Annotated in this window: 25 protein-coding genes; 18 read left to right on the top strand and 7 right to left on the bottom strand. The window is 58.8% G+C overall.

Going from position 1 to position 21774, the window contains the following annotated elements:
* Positions 1-25 precede the first annotated feature (25 nt).
* From GT019_RS09585 to GT019_RS09555, 7 genes are all read left to right on the top strand, one after another.
* The gene (locus GT019_RS09585) at positions 26-538 is read left to right on the top strand and encodes a DUF1453 family protein (RefSeq protein ID WP_161742923.1); all 513 of its coding nucleotides are present in this window, start codon (positions 26-28) and stop codon (positions 536-538) included.
* Between the two features lie 94 nt (positions 539-632).
* Positions 633-1064 carry an SRPBCC family protein gene (locus GT019_RS09580; RefSeq protein ID WP_161742922.1) on the top strand — a complete coding sequence of 144 codons (432 nt, stop codon included), beginning with the start codon at positions 633-635 and terminating at the stop codon, positions 1062-1064.
* Between the two features lie 358 nt (positions 1065-1422).
* Positions 1423-2700 (top strand): ATP-binding protein, encoded by a 1278-nt coding sequence (locus GT019_RS09575; protein WP_161742921.1) that lies wholly within the window; start codon positions 1423-1425, stop codon positions 2698-2700.
* A gap of 106 nt (positions 2701-2806) precedes the next feature.
* Positions 2807-3103, top strand: a complete 297-nt coding sequence (locus GT019_RS09570) for a hypothetical protein (protein WP_161742920.1) — start codon at positions 2807-2809, stop codon at positions 3101-3103.
* A 317-nt stretch (positions 3104-3420) separates the two neighbouring features.
* The gene (locus tag GT019_RS09565; RefSeq protein ID WP_161742919.1) at positions 3421-4302 is read left to right on the top strand and encodes an aminoglycoside 6-adenylyltransferase; all 882 of its coding nucleotides are present in this window, start codon (positions 3421-3423) and stop codon (positions 4300-4302) included.
* Between the two features lie 21 nt (positions 4303-4323).
* The gene (locus GT019_RS09560; protein ID WP_161742918.1) at positions 4324-5190 is read left to right on the top strand and encodes an aldo/keto reductase; all 867 of its coding nucleotides are present in this window, start codon (positions 4324-4326) and stop codon (positions 5188-5190) included.
* A 206-nt stretch (positions 5191-5396) separates the two neighbouring features.
* A complete protein-coding gene (locus GT019_RS09555) occupies positions 5397-5960 on the top strand; it encodes a nucleotidyltransferase family protein (protein WP_161742917.1) in 564 nt (187 codons plus the stop codon).
* Between the two features lie 3 nt (positions 5961-5963).
* Here GT019_RS09555 and GT019_RS31570 read toward each other — a convergent pair whose 3' ends face one another.
* Positions 5964-6557 carry a hypothetical protein gene (locus tag GT019_RS31570; protein WP_201755318.1) on the bottom strand — a complete coding sequence of 198 codons (594 nt, stop codon included), beginning with the start codon at positions 6555-6557 and terminating at the stop codon, positions 5964-5966.
* Between the two features lie 308 nt (positions 6558-6865).
* On the opposite strand from GT019_RS31570, the gene GT019_RS09545 reads away from it, so the two are divergent.
* Positions 6866-7714: an AraC family transcriptional regulator gene (locus GT019_RS09545; protein ID WP_235947530.1), complete on the top strand. Its 849-nt coding sequence runs from the start codon at positions 6866-6868 to the stop codon at positions 7712-7714.
* A gap of 196 nt (positions 7715-7910) precedes the next feature.
* Here the strand turns inward: GT019_RS09545 and GT019_RS09540 are convergent, their stop codons facing one another.
* Together GT019_RS09540 and GT019_RS09535 are read right to left on the bottom strand one after the other, a co-directional pair.
* On the bottom strand, positions 7911-8126 hold the full coding sequence (locus GT019_RS09540) for a hypothetical protein (protein WP_161742915.1): 216 nt from the start codon (positions 8124-8126) through the stop codon (positions 7911-7913).
* Between the two features lie 36 nt (positions 8127-8162).
* Positions 8163-8753 (bottom strand): DUF3238 domain-containing protein, encoded by a 591-nt coding sequence (locus tag GT019_RS09535; protein ID WP_161742914.1) that lies wholly within the window; start codon positions 8751-8753, stop codon positions 8163-8165.
* Positions 8754-8868: 115 nt separating this feature from the next.
* On the opposite strand from GT019_RS09535, the gene pdaA reads away from it, so the two are divergent.
* Positions 8869-9693, top strand: coding sequence for a delta-lactam-biosynthetic de-N-acetylase (gene pdaA, locus GT019_RS09530; RefSeq protein WP_161742913.1), 825 nt, complete (start codon positions 8869-8871; stop codon positions 9691-9693).
* A 100-nt stretch (positions 9694-9793) separates the two neighbouring features.
* Here the strand turns inward: pdaA and GT019_RS09525 are convergent, their stop codons facing one another.
* Both GT019_RS09525 and GT019_RS09520 read right to left on the bottom strand, forming a co-directional pair.
* The gene (locus GT019_RS09525) at positions 9794-10348 is read right to left on the bottom strand and encodes a MerR family transcriptional regulator (RefSeq protein ID WP_161742912.1); all 555 of its coding nucleotides are present in this window, start codon (positions 10346-10348) and stop codon (positions 9794-9796) included.
* A 247-nt stretch (positions 10349-10595) separates the two neighbouring features.
* A complete protein-coding gene (locus GT019_RS09520) occupies positions 10596-11546 on the bottom strand; it encodes a prohibitin family protein (protein ID WP_161742911.1) in 951 nt (316 codons plus the stop codon).
* A 133-nt stretch (positions 11547-11679) separates the two neighbouring features.
* On the opposite strand from GT019_RS09520, the gene GT019_RS09515 reads away from it, so the two are divergent.
* A complete protein-coding gene (locus tag GT019_RS09515; RefSeq protein WP_161742910.1) occupies positions 11680-11916 on the top strand; it encodes a DUF6953 family protein in 237 nt (78 codons plus the stop codon).
* Between the two features lie 177 nt (positions 11917-12093).
* Here the strand turns inward: GT019_RS09515 and GT019_RS09510 are convergent, their stop codons facing one another.
* On the bottom strand, positions 12094-12402 hold the full coding sequence (locus GT019_RS09510; RefSeq protein ID WP_161742909.1) for a hypothetical protein: 309 nt from the start codon (positions 12400-12402) through the stop codon (positions 12094-12096).
* A 110-nt stretch (positions 12403-12512) separates the two neighbouring features.
* Between GT019_RS09510 and GT019_RS09505 the strand changes: the two genes are divergently transcribed.
* The 3 genes from GT019_RS09505 to GT019_RS09495 all read left to right on the top strand — a co-directional run bounded on the left by GT019_RS09505 (position 12513) and on the right by GT019_RS09495 (position 14112).
* Complete coding sequence (locus GT019_RS09505; protein WP_161742972.1) at positions 12513-13217, top strand: pirin family protein; 705 nt, start codon at positions 12513-12515, stop codon at positions 13215-13217.
* Between the two features lie 92 nt (positions 13218-13309).
* A complete protein-coding gene (locus tag GT019_RS09500) occupies positions 13310-13474 on the top strand; it encodes a hypothetical protein (RefSeq protein ID WP_161742908.1) in 165 nt (54 codons plus the stop codon).
* Positions 13475-13608: 134 nt separating this feature from the next.
* Entirely contained in the window at positions 13609-14112 is a 504-nt protein-coding gene (locus GT019_RS09495; RefSeq protein ID WP_161742907.1) for a hypothetical protein, read from the top strand.
* 219 nt (positions 14113-14331) lie between these two features.
* Here GT019_RS09495 and GT019_RS09490 read toward each other — a convergent pair whose 3' ends face one another.
* A complete protein-coding gene (locus GT019_RS09490; RefSeq protein WP_161742906.1) occupies positions 14332-14970 on the bottom strand; it encodes a fumarylacetoacetate hydrolase family protein in 639 nt (212 codons plus the stop codon).
* Positions 14971-15236: 266 nt separating this feature from the next.
* Here GT019_RS09490 and GT019_RS09485 point away from each other — a divergent pair, with 266 nt between their 5' ends.
* The 5 genes from GT019_RS09485 (at position 15237) to GT019_RS09465 (ending at position 21503) form a co-directional block, all read left to right on the top strand.
* Entirely contained in the window at positions 15237-16601 is a 1365-nt protein-coding gene (locus tag GT019_RS09485; protein ID WP_161742905.1) for an extracellular solute-binding protein, read from the top strand.
* A gap of 147 nt (positions 16602-16748) precedes the next feature.
* Positions 16749-17639: a carbohydrate ABC transporter permease gene (locus GT019_RS09480; RefSeq protein ID WP_161742904.1), complete on the top strand. Its 891-nt coding sequence runs from the start codon at positions 16749-16751 to the stop codon at positions 17637-17639.
* Between the two features lie 17 nt (positions 17640-17656).
* Positions 17657-18481 (top strand): carbohydrate ABC transporter permease, encoded by an 825-nt coding sequence (locus GT019_RS09475; RefSeq protein WP_161742903.1) that lies wholly within the window; start codon positions 17657-17659, stop codon positions 18479-18481.
* Positions 18482-18520: 39 nt separating this feature from the next.
* Positions 18521-20353 (top strand): sensor histidine kinase, encoded by a 1833-nt coding sequence (locus tag GT019_RS09470; RefSeq protein ID WP_161742902.1) that lies wholly within the window; start codon positions 18521-18523, stop codon positions 20351-20353.
* Entirely contained in the window at positions 20331-21503 is a 1173-nt protein-coding gene (locus GT019_RS09465; RefSeq protein ID WP_161742971.1) for a response regulator, read from the top strand. The genes GT019_RS09470 and GT019_RS09465 overlap by 23 nt, the downstream gene beginning before the upstream one ends.
* Positions 21504-21774: the final 271 nt, after the last annotated feature.

Genomic DNA, 21774 nt, shown 5'->3' with positions numbered 1-21774 from the left:
CAACGAAATGAAGGAGGCGGCAGCGATGCAGCAGGAGCTTATCGTGATTTTGATCGTTTGTTTGGTGGGGTATCGAATTATACGGCGGGTGCGGAGCCAGTTTCAATGGATCGAGCTGCGGCCGCGGAGACTCGGGTTCAGGATCGCGCTGTTCGCGGCGATCGGGGTATTGTTCATGGCGGAAGGCGGCATGAGCGCCGTCGGTCTGGTATCCGACGCGCTCGGCATCCTGATCGGCGCGGCGCTGGGCATCGTCGGCGCGTCCATGACCGCGTTCGAGCGCCGGGGCGGCGAGCTGCACTATCGCGGGAATGCGTGGATCGGCGGCGTCGTGACGGCGTTGTTCGTCGGCCGGCTGGTCTACCGGATCTATTTTGCGCTTGCGAGCTCGACCGGAGGCGACTGGAACAGCGCCGACTTCTTCGCCGCGGGAAGCTCGTGGACATCGGGGCTCGCGCTTATCATGTTCGCTTATTACGTCGTATATTATGCGTTGCTCTTGAAGCAGCGGGGTCAAGCGACGGTCCGCGCGAGGTAACGGCTTCACCGGGAGTCGGGGGAAACGTATAGAATGTTCCGGAGAATTGGTATAATGGAGGGAACTTAGCGACGATGGAAGGCGGTTGACGCGCATGAACAATCTCACGAAAATGAAAATCCTGAAGCCGGCTGCGGATGTCTATGAGGCATTCGTCGACCCGGCGAAGATCGGCGGGTTCTGGTTCACGTCCAGCACCGGGCGCTGGGAGGCCGGCCGGACGATCGGATTGCGCTATGCCGAGTACAATGCGGAGCTGGAGATTCGCGTGATGGAAGCCGAGCGGGGCCGCAAAATCGTTTTCCGCTGGGGCGGCGAGGACAACGTCGTGACCATGACGTTCCGCGAGATCGAGGCCGGGACGACGATCCTCGAAGTGAACGAAGAGGGCTTCCGCGAAGACGATCCGGCGCTGCTGGACAAGCTCGTGGGCAACAAAGAGGGCTGGGTGTATATGATGACCTGCTTGAAGGGGTACTTGGAGAGCGGGGTCACGCAGCTGCGGACGGGTTTGGTGCACGGTTAACGGGGATGACCGGAGCCGCGCGGGCGGGTGTTGAACGCCGGCAGCGGTGCTTCGGTTATGCTTGGGTTATGCCATAATCATGCTTGCCGCAATGATTCAAGCAAAGCAAGGACAGGCGTGCTCGCCCTGTCCTATTTTTATGGCGTTGGGGGAGCGGACATCCGTTCGCTATCGAGCAGCCTGAACGTAGACTCCGGCTTGTTCGAGGCGCCGATTATTTAAGCTCGGTCACACCTTCCGGAACCGGAATGACGGCAGCATTCCACCGCCCGAACGACGGGCCGCGAGACCGTCCCGAATGGCTTAAACTAGCAAAATAAATATGGTACACTATGGAAGAGAAGGGGGTTGAACAGCTGTGGTCAACATTCGAATCACATCCAAGGGCATCAAAAAGACGCTGCAAAAATTTGACTATTTACAAGCGATCGCGGAGTACATTTGGAATGGATTTGACGCGAAAGCGACGATTGTCGAAATCAAAGCCGAACGGAATGCTTTGGGCGGCTTGGAGAGATTGATGATTTCCGACAACGGCGAGGGCATCGACAGAACCGTGCTGGAACGGAAATTCACGCCTTTCTATGAATCCGAGAAGCAGATCGACGCGGCCAACAGGGTGCGGATGAGCTCGACGATGCATGGCAAGAACGGAATCGGACGATTGACTTTCCACAGCTTTTGCTCCCGGGCAACATGGACAACCACCTATCACGCGGGTGCCGGCAACCAGACCTACTCCATTCATATCGCCTCCGAGAGTCTGGATGCCTATACGCTGACGGACAATGCGGAGAGCAAAGCGAAAACGGGAACGACGGTAACCTTCGACTATATCCATAAAGAAATCGACTTGTTCGAGTTAAAACAATTTTTGAGCAAGGAGTTCGGGTGGTTTCTCGAGCTTCATGAAGGCAAGAAGTTCGGCATCGTGATGGAAACGGGCGATTTCCTGGATTATTCGGGCATTATCGGAGCGAAGGAGACGATGGAGCTCGAGCATCCTCCGACCCAAACCAAGTTTGCCATCAAATACATCCGTTGGACGGAGCGGATCAACAACGAGTATTCCAAACTCTATTTTCTGGACGCCAGGAAGAGGGAGAAGCACAAGCAGCCCACGAGCTTTAACAATAAGGGGGATTCCTTCTATCACAGCGTCTACATCCAAAGCAAGCTGTTCGACGATTTCGATTTTATGAGCGACGAGCAATACGGGCAGCAGGAAATGACGTTCGGGTTAAGCCGGAAGAGCGAGGTCTTTCAATATTTGCTGGAGCACATCAACCAGCTGATCAGCGGGAAGCGCAAGCCGTTTCTCAAGATCCATTCCGACCTGATCATCAGCGATCTGGTCGCGTCGGATGCGTTCCCCGCCTTCAAGGACACGCCGGAGGACGGCATCAGGCAGGAGGAGCTGAAGCAGGTCATTCAAGAGCTCTATCGGATAGAACCCCGCATCTTCGCCCGCTTGAATCCCGAGCAAAAAAAGGTGATCGTTCATTTGTTGAACTTGCTTATGGAAACGGCCGACCGCGGGCGGCTTTATCAAGTGCTGAACGGCATGCTGCCTTTGGAAGGTCCCGAACGGCAGGAAATGGCCGCGTTGCTGCACGCCAATGTTCGCCGCCAATAATTCCGCCGACCGGTCGCGGGCTTGATGCATGAACAAAACTGGACTACCCTAAAGATAGCCGATCTGTTACAATAACTGGGAAAATCAACCCAGGGAGCGTGAGAATGTGACGGGCGCGCAAGCGATGAAATGGCTGACAGGGGTATTCGAACTTATATTGGCGATTCCGATCATCGGCGGCTTGATTATCGTATCGAGCAGCTACAGCGCACTTGGCATCATGCTGCTGCTCCATATCTTGACGCTGGTGCTGTCCGCGATGAACAGGGAGTCCAAGTACGGTTCGATCATGGGCATCATTACCTCGGTGCTGGGCTGGATTCCGTTCATCGGCTGGTTCCTGCACTTGGTCTCCGCGATCCTGCTCATGGTCTCGGCGGCGCAGCGGAGCAGAGAACAGTAGAAGCGGCAGAAGTCCCGCGATGCGATCGCGCGGAAGCATGCAGCATCGGCGATTGTTGCCGGGAAAACGCGAGAACCTCCGTCCGCCAGGGACGAAGGTTCTTTTTCGTTTGACACGCGGATTCCCCGGGTCTATTCGCGCACGGAGCAAAACAGTAGAAAAAGCACTCCCTTTTATCTCCAATAATGGTACGATGAACAGGAAGGGCGAACCTCGTGCAATATTTCCGGGAGACCTTGCGGTTCTATTGGATCACGAACGCGCTCTGGCTGAATCTGGCGCTGATTGCAGGCTGGCCGAACGGGAGGTGACGAGCGTTGCGAAGCGAACGCGAAATGATGGATTTGATACTCGGCGTCGCGCGCGAAGACGGGCGGATCCGGGCCGCGTACATGAACGGCTCGCGAACGAATCCTAACGCGCCGCGCGATATTTTCCAGGATTACGACGTCGTGTACGTGGTGACGGAGACGGCTTCCTTCCTGCGGGACCGCGGCTGGCTCGCGGTCTTCGGGGAGCGCCTCATGATGCAAGAGCCGGATAAGCTGGATCTGGACCTGGGCCACCCAGCGGAGGTGGACCGTTCGTACGGGTATTTGATGCTGTTCGCGGACGGCAACCGGATCGATCTGACGATTCAGATCGCGGAAGAGACGCTGGCGACCTACGGGCAGGATATGCTGACGGTGCCGCTGCTGGACAAGGACGGGCTGCTGCCGGTCATCCCGGCTCCGACGGAGGCGGACTATTTCGTCCGCAAGCCGACGAAAGCGCAGTTCGACTTCTGCGCCAACGAATTCTGGTGGTGCCTGCAAAACGCGGCCAAAGGCATCTGGCGGGACGAGCTCCCGTATGCCAGGCAAATGTTCGAGCTGACGTCGCGCAAATCGTTGGAAGAGATGATCGCCTGGTGGATCGGGATGCGGCACGGGTATCGGGTATCCGCGGGCAAGATGGGCAAATACTTCAAGCGTTATTTGCCGCCGGATGTCTGGAAGCAATATGAAGGCACCTTCTCGGACGGCAGCCGCGAGCACTTCTGGCAGGCGATCTTCACGGCTTGCGCATTGTTCCGCGGACTGGCCGCGGACGTTGCGGCAAGCTGCTCGTTCGCGTATCCGCATCATGACGACGCCAACATGACCGCTTATCTCGAACGCGTCAGGAACCTGCCTCAAGACGCGACGGACATCTATTAAATCTCAATTCGGAGGGATCGTATGCTGCAGCGTAAATTAGGCAACACGGAGGTTCGCATTCCGGCAATCGGACAAGGAACGTGGAAATTCGGCGAAGAGGAAGGGAGCGCGAAGCAGGAGATCGAGGCGCTGCTGTTCGGCATCGAGCACGGCCTGACGCTCATCGACACGGCGGAGGATTACGCCTCCGGCGGCTCCGAACGGGTCGTCGGCCAGGCGATCGCGGGCATGCGTGACGAGGTGTTCCTCGTCACGAAGGTGGCGGCGCGCAATTGCTCGTACCAAGGCGTGCTGGATGCGGCGGAAGCCAGCCTGGATCGATTGAAAACCGGCCATATCGACTTGTATCTGCAGCATTGGCCGAGCGAGCAGCACGAGGTATCGGAAACGATGGCCGGCATGGCCGAATTGGTCAAGCGCGGGATGATCAAGCATGTCGGCGTGAGCAATTTCTCGATCGCCCTCTTGCGGGAAGCGCAGCGATGCCTGGGCGACATCCCGCTCGTCTGCAACCAGGTGCCCTATCATTTGAACGATCGGGGCATCGAGCGCGACAGCCTGCCTTACTGCGGGGAAGCCGGCATAACGGTCATGGGGTACTCGCCTTTCGGCTATGCGCCTCATGTCTTCGGCGGAGTCGGATTCCCCGAGGCGGGATCGGAGCAGCGGCGAGTCTTGGACGCCATCGGCGCCAAATACGGCAAAACCGCGTTCCAGGTCGCGCTGAACTGGGTGCTGCGGCAGGACAATCTCGTCACGATCCCGAAAGCCGCCAGCCGGACGCATATCAAGGACAACGTCGATTCCTTGGGCTGGGAGCTGGACGGCGACGATCTGGCGCGGATCGAGGCGAACTTCCCGGTCGATCGGCCGAGTCCGGCCGAGTAACCGCGCTGGAAGCCGGAAACGGCGTGCATGATCCGGTGACCGGTTCCGCATGCCGGCAAGCAACCGCGCGGGAAAAGGGATTCAAACGGGGCTTTCGGGCCGGACGGTTTGAATCCCTTTTTTTTTGAAAAAGAAAGAGTTGCGCAGGGGGTTATTTCCAGTATAATAAGAATATATGTTCGTATTGGGAAGGCGGTCGCGCAATAATGAACGAACGGGATATCATCCGGCTCGCCGCCGGGGACAAGTGGGCCATGAAGGTGTTGCGCGCCGCGCGGCAGCTCGATTTGCCCGACTGGTGGGTGTGCGCGGGCTTTGTCCGGTCCATGGTATGGGACCATCTTCACGGCTTCGCCGAACGGACGCCGCTGGCCGACGTGGACGTCGTCTACTTCGATGCCGGCTGTTTGGACGAGGACATGGAGAAGGAATCGGAGCAATGTCTGAGCGGCTTGATGCCCGGCGTACCCTGGTCCGTGAAAAACCAGGCGAGGATGCATGTCGTGAACGATAATCCGCCCTACGCGTCATCCGTCGACGCGATCTCCAAATTTCCGGAAACGGCGACCGCGCTCGGCTTATCCTTGGGCGCGGGCGACGAGGTGATCCTCGCGGCGCCGTGGGGGATCGAGGACGTCGTTAGCATGACGGTCCGGCCGACGCCGCTCTTCGGCTCGCGGCCGGAACTTGCCGCTTATTGCGAGGCTCGGGTCGCGAGGAAGAATTGGCAGGCCATATGGCACAAGGTGCGGACGCGGCCGGCTCTATAGCGATTAAGACCGGCATCCGCAGCCGCTTTCGATGCTGCCGATTCTGCCCGTAATGCGGAACAGCTGATGGTGCAGGACGTTGTCGCCGGTCTGGGGGGTCATCGGCTCGGCGCTCAGTCCGCTGACGTTCAGGATGACGTTCCGGTTGACGGACGCTTTCGAGATGCGCACCTCGTACTTGAACTCGACGCCGGTTACGTCGGCATAGACGAAGTCGGCCGTGCCCGGAGCAAGCGAGACGAAGCAGCGGGTCGAATTGCATGGCAGCAGTTTCAAAGCCACGGGCAGTCCCCGCGACCAATCGAACACTTGAACCGTCATTCGGCGCGCCACCGTGGCGCCGAGGTTGGCAAGATCGACCAGCGCGAAGGCCGTGCACGGATTGCGCCTGAGAATACCCGTCGAGAAGACGATCCGCCGGCTGATCCGCGCGCGCGGCCGAAACCGGGGGGTGCCTTTCTGCTGCCTGCAGCTTTTCGTTGCCGCCGCGCGGCTCTTGGAGACCGTTCGCATACGCTGAACGCTACCGCCGACAGCCCGCTTGCCGTATCCGCTCCGAGGCGGCTTGCTTGCCGATGATTTAATCGCGTTCGACATCCGTTTCCCCTGCTTTCCTCTTCATAGTAGAATGCTGACGTGCCTGTTAGTACTAATAGATGCAGATAGAGTCGAATGTGCTAGGGCAACCGCCGATAGCAATAGATTCCTAGATTCGAAGCCGGCAGCGGAGCATGATATTCAACCCGGGGCGACGAATAACGGCCTGCGTTTCAGCAAGTATCATCAAGATTTTGCCCGCGTGGCCGCGCTACAATAAGATCAGTCCAAGGGAGGTGCCGAGCTTGCCGACGAAACAGGACTACTTGGAGCGGATTCAAGCGACGATCGATTATATCGAGGCACATATGGCCGAGGAGCTTTCGTTGGCGCGGCTTGCGGCCGCCGCGATGTTCTCGGAGTTCCATTTCCACCGCGTCTTTCAAGTCATGGCAGGCGAGACGGTGATGGAATACGTGCGCAAGCGGCGATTGGCGCGCGCTGCCTTCCAAGTCGCCCATTCGGATGAACGGCTGCTCGACATCGCGCTGGAATGCGGATTTCAGAACCACGAGACGTTCACGCGCGCATTCAAGCGCATGTTCGACATGACGCCGGCGGACTATCGCAAGCGGGGGATTCAGCCCCCCGAGTACGGCAAGCTGAACGTGCTGCAGCGCAAGTACAATCCTTATTTGGGAGGCATTCAAATGGATTATCGCATCGCGAAGAAACCCGCATTCAAAGTGATCGGCTACGAGCTTCAAACGACGAACGACGGAGAGAACCTGAAGGAAATTCCGGCCTTCTGGCAGGAATACCTCAAGAACGGCTGGGAGAAGAAGATCCCGAACCGCGTCCATGCGGACAGCCCGGTCGAGCTTGGCATCTGCCACGGCTTCGACATGGACGCCGGCACGTTCCTGTACCTGATCGGCATGGAGGCCACGGACTTCGACAATGTGCCGGACGGCCTGATCTGCAGAGAGTTCGGCGAAGCGGAATATGCGGTGTTCTCAACGCCGAAGGTGCCGGAGGAGCAGTTCTCGCCTTCGATCCAAAGCACCTGGCAGGCGATCTTCGGCGAATGGTTCCCGCATTCCGGTTACGAGCATGCGGGCAAGCCCGAGTTCGAGCTGTACGACGAGCGCTGCGGCCCGGGCAACGAGCTGTGGCAGATGGACATCTACGTGCCGGTCAAACGAAAGAGCGAGTAAGCCGCAGGCTTGCGGCGGCACGTCAAAAAGGATGCGACCCCTAGTCGGGGCGGCATCCTTTTTCGTTTTCATGCCGGAAGCGGCCGGTCGCGATCATCGCAATTTCGGCGGGCCGCAGTCCAATCCGTGAGATGACCGCGCGCTGCCGTTGTAGTTCGGTTCCCTTGCTCGCTTGCGCTTCTGCGGTTCGAACCTGCTAGCGACGGCGAATTTCGAAAAACTCGCAGGCCGTCCGGTCGTGGTACGCGACGTCGCTGACGCTGGATTGGCTGACGACGATCGCCTCGTCAAATCGGACGATGATGCCGCCGGAGTCGACGATATGGTCGTCTTTGTAGACGCGCAGCTTGAACTGGCGCTCCATGGCCTCCGTGAAATCCTCGTCCGTCACTAATCGGCGGTATAAGGACATGCCGCTCTGCCTCCTCCCAAGAAAGCCAAGCCGTTGTTACAGCTTGCGTTCGAAATGTTCGTTCATCTTGCCGTCCGTTGCCGCGGGCTCGCTGCCGGACAAGCGGAAGTCATGGCTGTGCAGCAGCTCGAAATCGCCGAAATCGACCTGCTTGTAAAACTCGTAGCAGGGGAAAGCGTCATGCGTGCCTCTCATGTCCACGGCGCCGTCGTTGCCGTTCACGTTGACGTGCAGCTCGTAGCGGACGGCAGGCTCCTCCGGAAGCAGCGGGTTAAGGACGCGCGCCTGCATGACGAAATCGACGGACATCGCTCCCCAGCTCTCGCCGGCGACCGTAATGCCGTCCGTCGGCGCCGTGGCTTGTTCGATGCGGCTGATGCCGTCCGGCCCGGTCCGCTTCAACCGGGTCGTCCCGGTATCCGCGAACGCGAGCAGCTTGCGCCGCTCGAAATCGACGACGACCTCCTGCTCGATGCGGGAGCGTCCCGAATGACCGGCATGCGGCGTGAACTCTCGCGCATCGCCGGCCAGCTCGCGGGTGGCGCCGCTCTCGGGATCCCGTACGGCGGGCAGCCACTGCAAGCCGCCGATAAAGGCGCTGGCGCGAATTTTGACAATCGTTACCATCGAGAAGATGTCTCCTTTATGACGCGATGCGTTTATTTTACCATACGGTCCGGGGAGGCGCTTCCCGCTTGCGGCGTTTCACATAATTTCCCGCGAGCCGTGACATATTACAACCATGGACAAAGCTGGGAAAGTGGTGGAGACATTGATAAAACGTCGAGAGTGGATCCTGATATTGGCGGCGCTGATCATCGCGTCGGGCTTTGCCTTCTTGAAGCCGGCAGCGGCGTCGCCGGGCGGCGGGCCGTTTCATTTCGGCTTCAAGAAAAGCGTCGGCGGCGCGCTTCCTTCGATCAAGGAAGAGGGCTTCCAGAGCATTCTGCAGCAGCACGGGGCGATTTTCCTCGGGGATACGAAGCAGCGCGAGCTGTATCTGACCTTCGACAACGGCTACGAGAACGGCTATACGCCGGGGATTCTGGACGTGTTGAAGGCGAAGGGCGTGCCCGCGATATTCTTCGTGACGGGGCATTACGTGAAGGACAAGCCGGAGCTTGTCAAACGAATGGCCGCGGAAGGCCATCTGATCGGCAACCATTCGTGGAGCCATCCCGACATGAGCGCGATCACGAGCAGCCAGATCGGCACCGAACTGGCGAAGGTGAAGACCGCGGTCGCCGAGCTGACCGGACAGCAGGACATGACGTTCCTGCGTCCGCCTCGCGGCATCTTCAACGATCGGGTGCTTGCGGTCAGCAAGTCGCAGGGCTACACGAGCGTGTTTTGGTCCGTCGCCTACCGGGACTGGGAGCCAAGCGCCCAGCGCGGCTGGAAATACGCCTACGACAACGTGATGGCGCAGCTCCATCCCGGCGCGGTGATTTTGCTGCATGCCGTCTCCAAGGACAACGCCGACGCGCTCGGCCGCATCATCGACGCGGCGCGCGAGAAGGGGTACACGTTCAAACCGCTGAACGAGCTGGAGAGCAAGACGTATTAAGGCAGCGAAGAACAGGAAAGGAAAAAAGCCTTGTCCCTGAAAGGGGACAAGGCTTTTTGGCCGGGCGGCATTCCTTTGCCGGCGAACGGCGGTCGCATGGTCAGAACCACATGAACATCGAGCGGAACAACCCGCGCTTGCGCGACGAGGCGGCCGCTTGGGCTTTGGAATCCGCCGCTTTCGGCCGCAGGTCGTCGATCGCGGGCAGCGGCTCGCGCGCGTGCTCCATGGAGGAGGCAAGCTGCTCGATCATCCGGCGCAGCTCTTCCAGCTCCTCGCGGTGCTGGCGGATTTGCGCGGCGACGACCTCGTCGGCCTTCTGGTCCAGGCGGCGTTCGACCTGCAGGATGCGGGTCAGCATGTCGTCTCCCGCTGTCTCGAGCAGCGCGGAGCTTGCCGCCGTCTCGAGGAAGGCGTCGAGCAGCCGCGGCTGCAGCGCCTGTTCGGGCGCGGGCAGCTGAATCTGCTCCATCGTTTCTCCCCTTTCAATGGCGGACTTGATGTAGCCGAGCATTTCCATATCGCGATCGTTGAACGTATAGTGACCGAACTTATCTTTACGAAAAACAGTAGGGTAGTGGGAGGCCCAGCGTTTAACCGTCGTTTGACTGACGTTCAGCGAAATAGCAGCGTCCTTGCTCTTCACAAGATCCATTCCTTATCACTCCGCTTTCGTTGGATTGATAAAGGGTATTCGAGACGCCGCGTCCGCCTCCCTGCAAGGGCGACAAAGGTAGTGCCCATTCGCTAAACAAAGTGGTTTTGCGCGAAGGCTCGGCAGTTGTCGAGGGCGATCCGGGATCGGAGAGGCTCTGCGACGGAGCTTCCGACCGCGGACGACGGCCGCGACAGGCAATAGGCAGCGGGCGCCTTCTCGGGGCCAGCTGCCTGATCGTTTTATATCAGGGCCGGCCGTCTTCGGAAGAGGCGGTTGCATTCGCGTCGCCCGAACCGCCGGCGGTCTCGGCGTCCGGGGTTGCCTCGGCATCGGCATCGGCGCGCGGGGTTGCGGCGGTGCCGGAGCTCAGCGTGCCCAGGTCGATGAACGGCGTCGCGCCGCCCGTGACGCTCGGCAGCTTGCCGTCCCATTTCTCCACGGCCTGCTCCTGCACCTCCAGCTGCTTCAGCTGAATCAAGTCCGGCGTGACCTCCTGCTTCTTCAGCTTGAGCGATTCCGCGTCCGCCTGCGCCTGGGCGACCTTCTGCTGCGCTTCGATCTGCACGCGCTTGAGGTCGTTCTCGGCCTTGAGCGCCTGCTGCTGCGCGACCTGCTTCGCTTCGATGGACTGGTTGAACGCATCGGAGAATTTGAAATTGACGATATTAATGTCGTTCACGACGAGATCGTACCGGGCCAGCCGCTGCGTGAGGGCTTCGCGTATCTCGCCCGCGACGATGTCCCGCTTGGCGATCAGGTCTTCGGCCGGATAACGGGCCGTGACCTCCTTGACGATCTCTTGGATCGCCGGGTTGACGATCACGCTGTCGAAGGCGCCGCCGATATTGTTCATCAGCTTGTAGGCGGACGTCTTGTCGACGGAATAATTGACGGCCACATGCGTCGAGACCGGCTGCAGATCCTTGGACGAAGCGGACGTGTCGGTCTCCGCTTTGGTTACCTGCACGTTCACCTGGATAATCGTCTGCACGAACGGAATTTTGAGATGAATGCCGGGCAACAAGGTATTGTCGTTGAGCTTGCCGAACGTTTTGTACAGGCCGACGTTGCCGTACTGGACGGTCGCGTAGGAATTGAACACGACGATCAGCCCGGCGACGACGAGGACGGCGGTCCAGATAAGCGTTTTCAGAGGAATTCTTGGTTTCCTTACACTCGGTTCCACGACGTGCATCGATACCCCTCCCATGTATGAGCCAAGCCGCGCCGCTCTAAGGCGCGCCTAGAATGATGATACGCGGGCGGAAGGCGAAAGTGGCAACAATTTTTGGTAAAATGAAGGACAGGCGACGGAGGTGGGAACAAACATGGAACATACGGCGGACGAAATCGCGGCATGGATGCTGGAGGAGCTGAAATCGGCGGGAAAGCTATATCAGGATCAGGCGGTGGCGCATATTCAGGCGCATTACGGGGAGTCGTTCGTTTATGTCAACGAGAACGGCAACGTCTCGATCGATAAAGAAGTGAAGAAAAGATTCAAAAAGCTGCACGGCGGACGCGCGGCTTGGGAACGGGACGGCTTTTTCTGGGCGTGGATTTAACGGACTCGTTTGGCGCGAAGAGCGCTTAAGGCTCGGGCTGCTGCAACCGGTGCCGCGCCAAGCATGGCGCGTGCGTATGGCAAGGCGCGGATTCGCCCGATACCGGATGACGGTGCCGATCGGCGCCTCGCGCGCGAGAATGCGAGAGGCGCCGGGCATCCGGACTTGCCGCCCGAGTCAGACGTTGTAATCGATGCGGCCGTCCGCCCAGATGACGAGCTTGCGGGCGGCCGGGTCGTGCTCGACTTCCCCGTGCGTGGAGAAGTACCAGGTTTTGCGGTCCGTGGCGCCTTCGGGCACGAAGAAGATGTTCAGCTCGTCGCGATGGCCGCAGACGGCTTCGGCGACGGCCGCGTCAAGCACGTCGATGCTGATTTTCCAGCCTTCGCGGCCTGCCGCCGGTTCGATGACGAACGGCGTCTCGTGCTTCTTGGAATCCAGGAACAGCCTGCCGCCGACGGTATGGCGGATGTATAGATGGTCCATATTCTACCCCTCCTTGACAACTTAACTATAGCACAATATGATACTTACATAAAGTAAGTTAATGAGCGTTTCGTTCGTAAAATTCTGGCTATCTTAAGGAGTGTTTCATGATGATCAAGGTATATCCGGCGGCTTCCCGCGTTTCCGGCGACCACGGCTGGCTCCAATATAATTTTAGTTTCTCGTTCGCGGACTATTACGATCCGGACAACGTGAATTTCGGTCCGCTGCGCGTGTTCAACGAGGATTTCATCCAACCGTCCCGCGGCTTCGGCACGCATCCGCATCGCGATATGGAGATCGTCACGGTCGTCTTGAGCGGGGAAGTGAAGCACGAGGACAACTCGGGCGGATCCGGCGTGATCCGTCCCGGCGAGGTGCAGCGGATGTCGGCGGGCTCGGGCATCTTGCATTCGGAAGTGAATTCGTCCGAGACGGAGGTCGCCAACCTGCTGCAGATGTGGTTTCTTCCGGAACGGAAGGGGCTTACGCCGTCTTACGAGCAGAAGACGTACGACCGCGAGGGGATGAAGAACGCGCTCGTTCCGATCGTCTCGCAATCGATCCAGGGCGAAGCGGTCGTAAGCATCCACCAGGACATGACGATTTACTTGTCGCAGCCGGAGGCAGGCGCCACGGTCTCGTTCGAAGGGGACGCGGCCCGTAAAATCTTCTTCTTCGTCATGAGCGGCGAAGTGACGCTGAACGGCGAGCATACCCTCGGCAAAAGCGATTCCGCCCGGATCACGGACCTGTCGAAGCTGGACGTCCATTCATCGCGGGGCGCGCAATTCATGCTGATCGATCTGCCTTGAACGGCATCCGTGCGGCCGCGCTGAATAAGCCGTCTTCCTCCCGTCAACACTGAGGCGTAGCAGGATCAATCGCACGCGAGGAGGAAACGCGGATGGAGTTCAAGCCGGCCCAACTGGATCGCATGGCCCTGGCGCAGCTGCAGCAATTCGAGCACGAGCTGCGCGAGCGGACCTCGGCGGAGATCGTCGTCGTCGCCTACCAGGCTTCCGCGGATGCGGCGCAAGGCGCGCGTTCGAACGGGGAGCGGGAGCAATAACCCAGGATAGCAAGCGAAGGAAAGGCGCGAACCGTAACAAGTTCGTGCCTTTTTGCTTGCCTCGGGTGCAGGATTCGCCGATTGCCGGGGCGAAGGGAATAGGCGAGGATGGCAGGGTAAAGGAGCAAAGGGGTATGCGGTTAAGAAAAACAATGCTGGCGCTCGCGTGCGCGGTCGTATTCGCCTGCTTGCTGGCAGGCTGCGGCAAAAGCGAGACGCCGCTGACGTACGCGGACAAGGTCGACTCCACGGACCTGAGCGCCGAGCACGGCCAAGTCGCGCTCGGCATCGGCGAGGAGGAGCTCGTGAAGCAGCTGGGCAAGCCGATCCGGACGCTTAATGACGGCGGGCGCAGCTTTCTGTTCATGTACGAGGAGTATCAGTACACGTCGGTGGACAATACGGTCGTCGGCTACTCCCTCGGTCCCAAGTCCGCGACGGCCAAAGGCCTGAAGCTGGGAGCGGTCAAGGCGGACGTGGTAAAGGGATACGGAGAAGGCTACTACGAGCGGGGCGGCGAAGGACCTTCGGCGACCATCGGCTATATCGACAAGACCAAGCGCCTCGCGCTGGAGTTCGAGCTGAAGGACGGCATCGTGAAGGCGATCAGTCTCACGTCGCTAAGCATGTACGAGTAGCGCCGGTCAGGAGCGAGGGAAATAACGTACCATGTAGGTGGACCAAGCGAAGCAGATTCAGGCGCAGGGAACAGGATAGCGGCAGATCCCTCTTCCCGCGCATTAGCCGGACGAAGCCGTTCCGCGTGACCAAACAAGCAAACCGCTGCGCAAAAAGGGGCAATCCACCGCGAGTCATCGCCGGAGGGATTGCCCCTTTCGATTATGGACCTTATCCGCTTAGATGAGATCCACGTACAGCGGGCCGAACGTTTCTTCCTTGCCGCCGGCCGCCAGCTTCATCTCCAGCGTGTCGCCGTCCGTCAGCGGACCGACGCCCGCGGGCGTGCCGGTGTAGATCACGTCGCCGGCGCCGAGTCCCATGCGCGTGCCGATGAAGTCGATCAACCGCTGCAGGGAGAAGATCATGTCCCGCGGCGAACCGCTTTGCGCGATCGCTTCGTTCTTAACGAGGCTGAAGGTTAACGCCCCGAATGCTTCCTCGCCTTCGAACGGCCGGAACGGACCGAGCACGGCCGAGCCGATGAAGCCTTTGGCGAGCAGCCACGGATGGCGCTTTTCTTTCAGCTGCGATTGCACGTCGCGCGCGGTCAGGTCGATGCCGAGCGCCACGCCGTCGACCAGCTCGTTTACGGTCATGCCCGGTTTGTAGCCCGTCCCGATGCGGACGACAAGCTCCAGCTCGTAATGAATTTCCCCGATATCGCCGGGCAAGGCAAGCTTGCCGCTCGCCGGGTGCAGCGCGTGCGTCGGCTTCGAGAAGATCATCGGCTCCTCCGGCACGTCGTTGCCAAGCTCCTTCGCGTGCAGCGCGTAATTGCGCCCGACGCAGTAAATGTTGCGGATGTCTTCCGTCATTCCCTATTCTCCTTCGCTTGTTTCGTTCTGACCGTTGCGACCTTAACGGGCGCCGAATCGCTTGATCCAGCCGCGTTATCGGCACCCCGCCCGGCCGAAGGCCAATCGTTCCACCATTGCCTAATCATAGCATGCCGAGGGGACAAACTTCATATTTTGGCGGCCATCACCTTAAAAAAGCAAACCTCAGTCCTTGATTTCGCGCATTGTTGAAAAGGGGTTGGTACATGATAATAAGCGTATATTAACCCAAGGGGGATTCAAAGATGGTTAAAAAATCTACGAAAACAGCCGCATTTGCACTGACCGCGGCAGCGCTGCTCATGGGCGCGACGGCTTGCGGCAGCAATAATGCCAATAATACGTCCGACAATGCGAACACGGGCAACACGGGCACGAACGCAGGCGGCAACGCGGCGGCGGGCGGCGACAAGAACGTGACGATCACGTTCCAAAACATTTATCCGGATCCGGCGACGCCTTCCTACAAAATGCTTCATTCCATCGTGGACCAGTATCAAAAGGATCACCCGAACGTGAAAATCGAGCTCGACTCGCTCAATACGGACCAACAAAAGCTGAAGCTGAAAACGCAAGCGGCCTCCAAAGAAGTGCCGGACATCACGATCGTGAACCCGGCCGCGCAAATGAAGCCGTTCGTGGACGCGAAGCTGTTCGCGCCGCTGAACGACATGCTGGACCAGAACGGTCTGAAAGACACGTTCCAAAAAGGCCTGCTCGACTACTACAGCTTCGACAACAACATCTATGCGCTGCCTGACGGCAACAACATCGAAGTCGTGTACTACAACAAAGACATGTTCGCGCAAGCCGGCATCACGGCAACGCCTACGACGTACGAAGAGTTCTTGGACGACGTGAAGAAAATCAAAGCCAAGGGCATGACCCCGATCGCGATCGGCGAGAAGGATTCCTGGACGGGCTCGTTCTTGTTCATGAACATCCTGCTCCGCACGAACGGCGGCCCGGGCTTCCTGCAAGACGTGCTCGACGGCAAGAAAACGTTCAAAGACCCTGCATTCACGGACGCCGTGTCCGCCATGCAAGACCTGATCCAAGCCAAAGCCTTCGAAGAAGGCGCAACGTCCATCGACTACAACACGGGCGGCAACCTCTTCAAAACCGGCAAAGCGGCCATGATGATCATGGGTACGTGGGAAACCGGCGCCATCGACTCCTCGACGGTCGGTCCTAAAGTCGGCGTCTTCAAATTCCCGACGGTCAATGGCAAAGGCGATCCGGACCAATTCATGCTCGCGCCGGGCTCCGCGTTCGCGGTATCGGCCAACAGCAAGCATCTGCAAGAAACGAAGGATTTCCTGAACTACTTCATGACGGAAATGCCGAAGAAACAATTCGAGCTGAAAAACGCGGTCGGCAGCGGCCAAATCATCACCGGGGACTTCAAAGCGGCGGGCTACTCGCAGCTGGCCCAAGACGTGCTGGCCCTGTTCCAAAACGTCAAAGGCGGCGACCTCGCGTTCGACAACACGATGAAACCGGCTATCGCGCAGGCTCACTTGAGCAGCATCCAAAACATGTTCGTGCAAAAGGTCGATCCGGCAGCCGTGGCGGCCGAGCACCAATCGGCATTCGACTCGAACAAATAAGCATCGCGTTCCATCCATGAGCCTTGGTGAGGGGCGGCGTCGCTCCGGCGTCTCCGCCCCGCCCGGCTTTCTACGAAGCAAGCTTGCCGAATCGCAATCAGGCAGACGAAACTTCGCAATTCCGCTATGAATCAGGAGGCAACCCCAGTGAATGTTTTAAAAGTCCCGGCCCGTACAATCGCCGTATTCGTCCTGCCGTGTCTAATCATCTACATCGGTCTCGTGTTCGTTCCGATCATCGTATCCATCTACGACAGCTTGCTGGATTGGGACAGCATCAACAAGGCGAAATTCATCGGGTTGGACAACTTTAAAACGATGTTCGCCCACGACGCGAATTTCTGGCCGGCTGTCCGTCACACCTTGATGTATGCCGTCTTCTCCATGCTCGAGATTCCGATTTGTTTGTTCGTGGCGGCGCTGATGAACCGCTACGTGAAGAAAGCGAACACGCTCGTTTCGATTTATTTCGTACCTGTCATTCTCTCGACCGTCATCATCGGCCAACTGTGGAAAACGATCTACAACCCGGCTGACATGGGCGGCATGCTGAACGGCATCCTGAACTCGCTAGGACTCGAAAGCTGGACGCGCAGCTGGCTCACGGAGCCGAAAATCGCGATGTACTGCCTGTATTTCGTATCGCTCTGGCAATATTTCGGCTATCACCTGCTCATTCAATTCACGGGCGTGCAGAACATTCCGCAGGAAGTGTACGAAGCCGCCAAGATCGACGGCGCGGAAGGCTTCAAGTCCGACTGGTATATCACTTATCCGATGGCGGTTCCGATCTTCAAGATTTCTATCGTACTGGCGTTCATCGGCTCTTTGCAGCAGTTCGACCTGGTCTGGGTCATGACCGGCGGCGGACCTGCGCACGCAACGGATACGATCTCCACACACATGTACAACAGCTCCTTCCTGTCGCTTAAATACGGCTACGGCAGCGCGCTGGCGACGTTCCTCGTGTTCGTGTGTCTGGTATTCACGGTCGTCATCAATTCCGTGTTCAAAAAAGTCGAAGCGAAGTACAGCTAGAAGGGAGAACGGCAACCATGAAGGGAATTTCGAAAGGCATCGTGTACGCGGTGCTGGGGATCCTCGTAATCACGCAAATCTATCCATTGTTTTGGCTGGTTCTGTACTCGCTCAAGACGAACGAACAGATCCTCGGCTCCAGCTTCTTCTCGCTGCCGACGACGCCGCAATGGCATAACTATAAAGATGCTTACAAGAGCGGTCACTACCTGCAATATCTCGGCAACAGCGTATTGGTCACGGTCGTCACGCTGGTATGCGTCATCGTGTTCAGCTCCATGGTGGCGTATGCCATCTCCCGTTTCAAATGGAGATACGGCCCGATCGTGACGCTCATCTTCCTGATGGGCATGATGATTCCGATGCAGGCGACGCTTCTGCCGCTGATGGTCATCTTCAAGAACCTGCACATCCTGAATACGCGCTGGGCGCTGATCCTGCCGTATATCGCCTTCGCGACGCCGATCTCCGTCTTCATCCTGAGCGGCTTCATGCGGGGCATCCCGGCAGAGATCGAGGAGTCGGCGTTCATCGACGGCGCGAGCGTGTACCGGATCTTCCGCAGCATCATCCTGCCGATCTCGATTCCGCCGATCATGACGGTCGTCATCCTGACGTTCATCACGATTTGGAACGAGTACATCATGGCTGCGACGTTCATTTCGTCCGAGAAGTTGAAAACCCTCCCGTTCGGCATATATACTTTTGTGAGCCAGTACAACGTCAACTATGGCGCAATCGGCGCATTCCTCGTGCTGGGCGCGCTGCCGGTGCTGATCGTGTATTTCGTCCTTTCCGAGCGGATCACGAAAGGCATGGTAGCGGGAGCGGTGAAAGGGTAAGCACCCGGGGATGCTGCCTCACGGAAGGGCGGTAAAGGCGTGACGCGCGGATTTCATTCCATTCAATACCGATTGTTCGTGCTGTTCTTGATCAGCATGTCCGCAATCGTGCTTACGGTCAGCATCCTGTACTACAACCGGACGACGGTGCAATTTCATCAGAAGATCAGCAGCCTGTCGAAGCAGAACGTCTCGCAGACGGCAGGCTTGTTCGATCTCCTCCTGAAAGGGTACGACAGCTTGTCGAAATCCGTCATCGGCAATAACGATCTCGCTCGCATTCTGAGCAATCCCAAAGTCGACAGCCCTGCTGTCGATTATTTTAATGAGCAGGCCATTACGAATATCCTTGGCGCTGCTTTTTTGTCGCAAGAGGACATCATCGGCATCCACGTGCTGACCGATAAAGGGAAAGTGTACAACTACAGCAATTATGCCAACGTCATCAGCCCGGACTACAAATCGACCTCGTGGTACGCCCAGATCGCGGCGTCGGCCGGCAGCATGGTGTGGCTCGGCGTGTTCGACCATTCCATCATCGACCAGGTCGACGAACGGCCCGTCTTCGCGTTCGGCCGGCCGATCTACGACCTCAACAATCACCGCCCGGTCGGCATTGCCTTGTTCGAGACGAACCCGCAGGCGATCACCGCCGCGATGGATAACTTGAAGCTCGGCGAGCATAGCGAGGTGTACCTGATGAACCGCGAGGGGGATATTATCTCCACGACCGCATATCATTGGGATCCCGCTTGGCTGAGGAGCCTGCCGCGTCCGCAGGAAGGCGCGCCGGTCGTCGAGGAGCACGACGGTCAGCTCGTGGTGTCGTCGCAGCTGCCGTTCGCGGATTGGACGGTGCTCGGCGTTACGCCGGACCGGGACCTGAACGTCGAGCTGACGGAGACGAAGCGGTTCCTCATCATCGTGGGGGCGATTCTCGTCATCGTCTCGACGCTGCTGGCGACGGTCTTCTCGCGGACGCTGTCCCGGCCCCTCAAACGGCTCATCTCCGAGATGAAGCAGGTCGAGATCGGGAATTTCCGCGGATCGCTGAACGTGACGTCGTATCAGGAAATCAATATTTTGGTGGCGTCCTTCAACCAAATGGTGAATCATATCGCGGAGCTGATCGAGCGGGTCAAGGTATCCTCGGTCAGCGAGAAGAACGCGGAGCTGCAGGCGCTGCAATCGCAGGTCAATCCGCATTTTCTGTACAATACGCTCGACATGATCTATTGGATGCTCGACGAGAAGGGGCATGACCGGCTCGGCGAGGTCGTCCTGTCGCTCTCCCGCTTGTTCCGCTACAGCAGCCATTGGGAGGACGGCGCGGCCGTCACGCTCCGCGAGGAGATCGAGCAAATCCAGCATTACTTGACGATTATCGTGACCCGGCTCGAAGGGCGCTTGAAGGTCGACATCGGCGTATGCGAGCCGTGGATGAACATCGCGCTGCCCAAGATGACCCTGCAGCCGATCATCGAGAATGCCGTGAAGCATGGATTGGAGCCGCTGCTCGACCGGCCGGGCGCCCTGCGCGTCTATGCGGAGGAGGGCGAGCGTCAGCTGCGCATCCTGGTCGAGGATAACGGCGTCGGCATGGACGCGCGGACGCTCGAGCGGCTGAACGACCTGCTGGAGCGGGCGAAGGACGACACGGTCCGGGACGTGAACGAGGAATCGGAACGCCGGGAAGGCGGCATCGGACTCGTCAATCTGCAGCGCCGGCTGCAGCATATGTTCGGCGAAGCGTACGGATTGCAATTAAGAAGCAAAGCGAATGAAGGGACGACGGCGATCATTACGATCCCGCTCCCGCCGCAAAAGGAAGGTGGCGCCGCGCATGGCAGTGAATATCCTCATCGCGGATGACGAGAGCGTCATTCGGGAAGGCGTCAAACGCACGATCAAGCGGGCTTTTCCCGCGTATACCGTCCATCTGGCCGGCTCGGCCGAGGAAGCGGTCGGCATCATGGACAACCAGCCGGTCGATATCGTGCTGACCGATATCCTGATGCCGGGCATCGACGGCCTGGAGTTCATGAAGATGTCGCGGCGCCGGTATCCGCACGTGAAGTGGGTCGTCATCTCGGCGCATTCCGAGTTTTCCTACGCGCAGAAGGCGGTGCGTCTCGGCGCGCGGGACTATCTGCTCAAGCCGATCGGCAAGCAGCGGCTCGTCGAGCTGATGGAGCAGCTCGCGGGCGAAGCGAAGGCGGAGACGGAACTGTCGCGCGACGGCGAGCTCATGAAGCGCAACCTGAAGTATTTGCGCGAGGCGGTCTTCCAGCGGCTCGCCTCGGGGCTGGATATCGGCAATATGGACATCGCGCCGCTGTTCGAGCCGTATCCGCATTTTCGTCTCGTGCTGACGCATCTCGAAGAGGCGGTCAAACCCGTGCATTTGGAGCATTTCATCATCGAGAACGTGCTCTCCGAGCTGGTGGACCGCCACGGCGAGGGGTTCGTCGTCAATTTCGACCGGCAAAGCCTGCTTGCCATCGTCCATTTTCCGGATTCCGCCCAGGAAGAGGCGCTGCTGACGGAGCTGAAGACGCATCTGGGGCATTATTTGAAGGTGCCGTTTAATGTGACGTCCTCGTGCACCATCACCGACTACCACAGCATCGCGGCGGAAGTGAAGCGGCTGCGCCAATCGACCTCGGTGCCGGGTCTCGACCGCAGCGAGGGGAGCGACAAGGCCGTCGAGGTGGCGCTGCAGTATCTTAAGGCGCACTACAACGAGGAGCTGTCGCTCGAGCGCGTGGCATCCGTCGTGTTCCTCAATCCGATTTATTTCAGCCAGCTGTTCAAGCAGAAGACGGGGCAGGGCTACAAGGATTACGTGACCGGCCTGCGCGTCGAGCAGGCCAAGGAGCTGCTGCAGCAGCAGGGGCTGAAGCTCGCGGACATCGCGGAGCGCATCGGCTACGGGGACGTCCGGCATTTCACCCAGGTGTTCCGGAAGAAGATGAACGTGACGCCTACGGAGTATCGGCAGCAGTTTCTGGGGGAGCGGTAGATGGGGGCGCTGCCCCCTATGTGGCCCCGGGTTATTTAAAACCCTAAACATTAACCTTTTAAACCTTTCACAACCCCCTAAATCCCCCTTGCCTAAGGGGGACCCCAGGGATTCCATCCCTGGACCCGGAAGGGGCGCGTCTTCCACTGGGCCGTCTTCGAAGCTTCTTCGAGGGGGGCTCGTTTTCGTCCGCATTCGCGGACACACTTTACGTGCGGCGTGCTTACTTTGCTTGATGCCTATTTTCCGCAACACCTAAATTTCACAACCC

Origin of the sequence: Paenibacillus glycinis, from assembly GCF_009909185.1 — a bacterium.
Lineage (GTDB): Bacteria > Bacillota > Bacilli > Paenibacillales > Paenibacillaceae > Paenibacillus_Z > Paenibacillus_Z glycinis.
This window is presented reverse-complemented; position numbering and strand designations above follow the sequence as displayed.

Coding starts and splice junctions, on each gene's coding strand:
- GT019_RS09580 (WP_161742922.1), top strand. CDS start 633: ATGAACAATCTCACGAAAATGAAAATCCTGAAGCCGGCTGCGGATGTC.
- GT019_RS09500 (WP_161742908.1), top strand. CDS start 13,310: ATGGAGTTCAAGCCGGCCCAACTGGATCGCATGGCCCTGGCGCAGCTG.
- GT019_RS09510 (WP_161742909.1), bottom strand. CDS start 12,402: ATGGACCATCTATACATCCGCCATACCGTCGGCGGCAGGCTGTTCCTG.
- GT019_RS09515 (WP_161742910.1), top strand. CDS start 11,680: ATGGAACATACGGCGGACGAAATCGCGGCATGGATGCTGGAGGAGCTG.
- GT019_RS09545 (WP_235947530.1), top strand. CDS start 6,866: ATGGCCGAGGAGCTTTCGTTGGCGCGGCTTGCGGCCGCCGCGATGTTC.
- GT019_RS09475 (WP_161742903.1), top strand. CDS start 17,657: ATGAAGGGAATTTCGAAAGGCATCGTGTACGCGGTGCTGGGGATCCTC.
- pdaA (WP_161742913.1), top strand. CDS start 8,869: ATGGACAAAGCTGGGAAAGTGGTGGAGACATTGATAAAACGTCGAGAG.
- GT019_RS09555 (WP_161742917.1), top strand. CDS start 5,397: ATGAACGAACGGGATATCATCCGGCTCGCCGCCGGGGACAAGTGGGCC.
- GT019_RS09520 (WP_161742911.1), bottom strand. CDS start 11,546: ATGCACGTCGTGGAACCGAGTGTAAGGAAACCAAGAATTCCTCTGAAA.
- GT019_RS09535 (WP_161742914.1), bottom strand. CDS start 8,753: ATGGTAACGATTGTCAAAATTCGCGCCAGCGCCTTTATCGGCGGCTTG.
- GT019_RS09560 (WP_161742918.1), top strand. CDS start 4,324: ATGCTGCAGCGTAAATTAGGCAACACGGAGGTTCGCATTCCGGCAATC.
- GT019_RS31570 (WP_201755318.1), bottom strand. CDS start 6,557: ATGTCGAACGCGATTAAATCATCGGCAAGCAAGCCGCCTCGGAGCGGA.
- GT019_RS09505 (WP_161742972.1), top strand. CDS start 12,513: ATGATCAAGGTATATCCGGCGGCTTCCCGCGTTTCCGGCGACCACGGC.
- GT019_RS09585 (WP_161742923.1), top strand. CDS start 26: ATGCAGCAGGAGCTTATCGTGATTTTGATCGTTTGTTTGGTGGGGTAT.
- GT019_RS09540 (WP_161742915.1), bottom strand. CDS start 8,126: ATGTCCTTATACCGCCGATTAGTGACGGACGAGGATTTCACGGAGGCC.
- GT019_RS09485 (WP_161742905.1), top strand. CDS start 15,237: ATGGTTAAAAAATCTACGAAAACAGCCGCATTTGCACTGACCGCGGCA.
- GT019_RS09490 (WP_161742906.1), bottom strand. CDS start 14,970: ATGACGGAAGACATCCGCAACATTTACTGCGTCGGGCGCAATTACGCG.
- GT019_RS09495 (WP_161742907.1), top strand. CDS start 13,609: ATGCGGTTAAGAAAAACAATGCTGGCGCTCGCGTGCGCGGTCGTATTC.
- GT019_RS09525 (WP_161742912.1), bottom strand. CDS start 10,348: ATGGATCTTGTGAAGAGCAAGGACGCTGCTATTTCGCTGAACGTCAGT.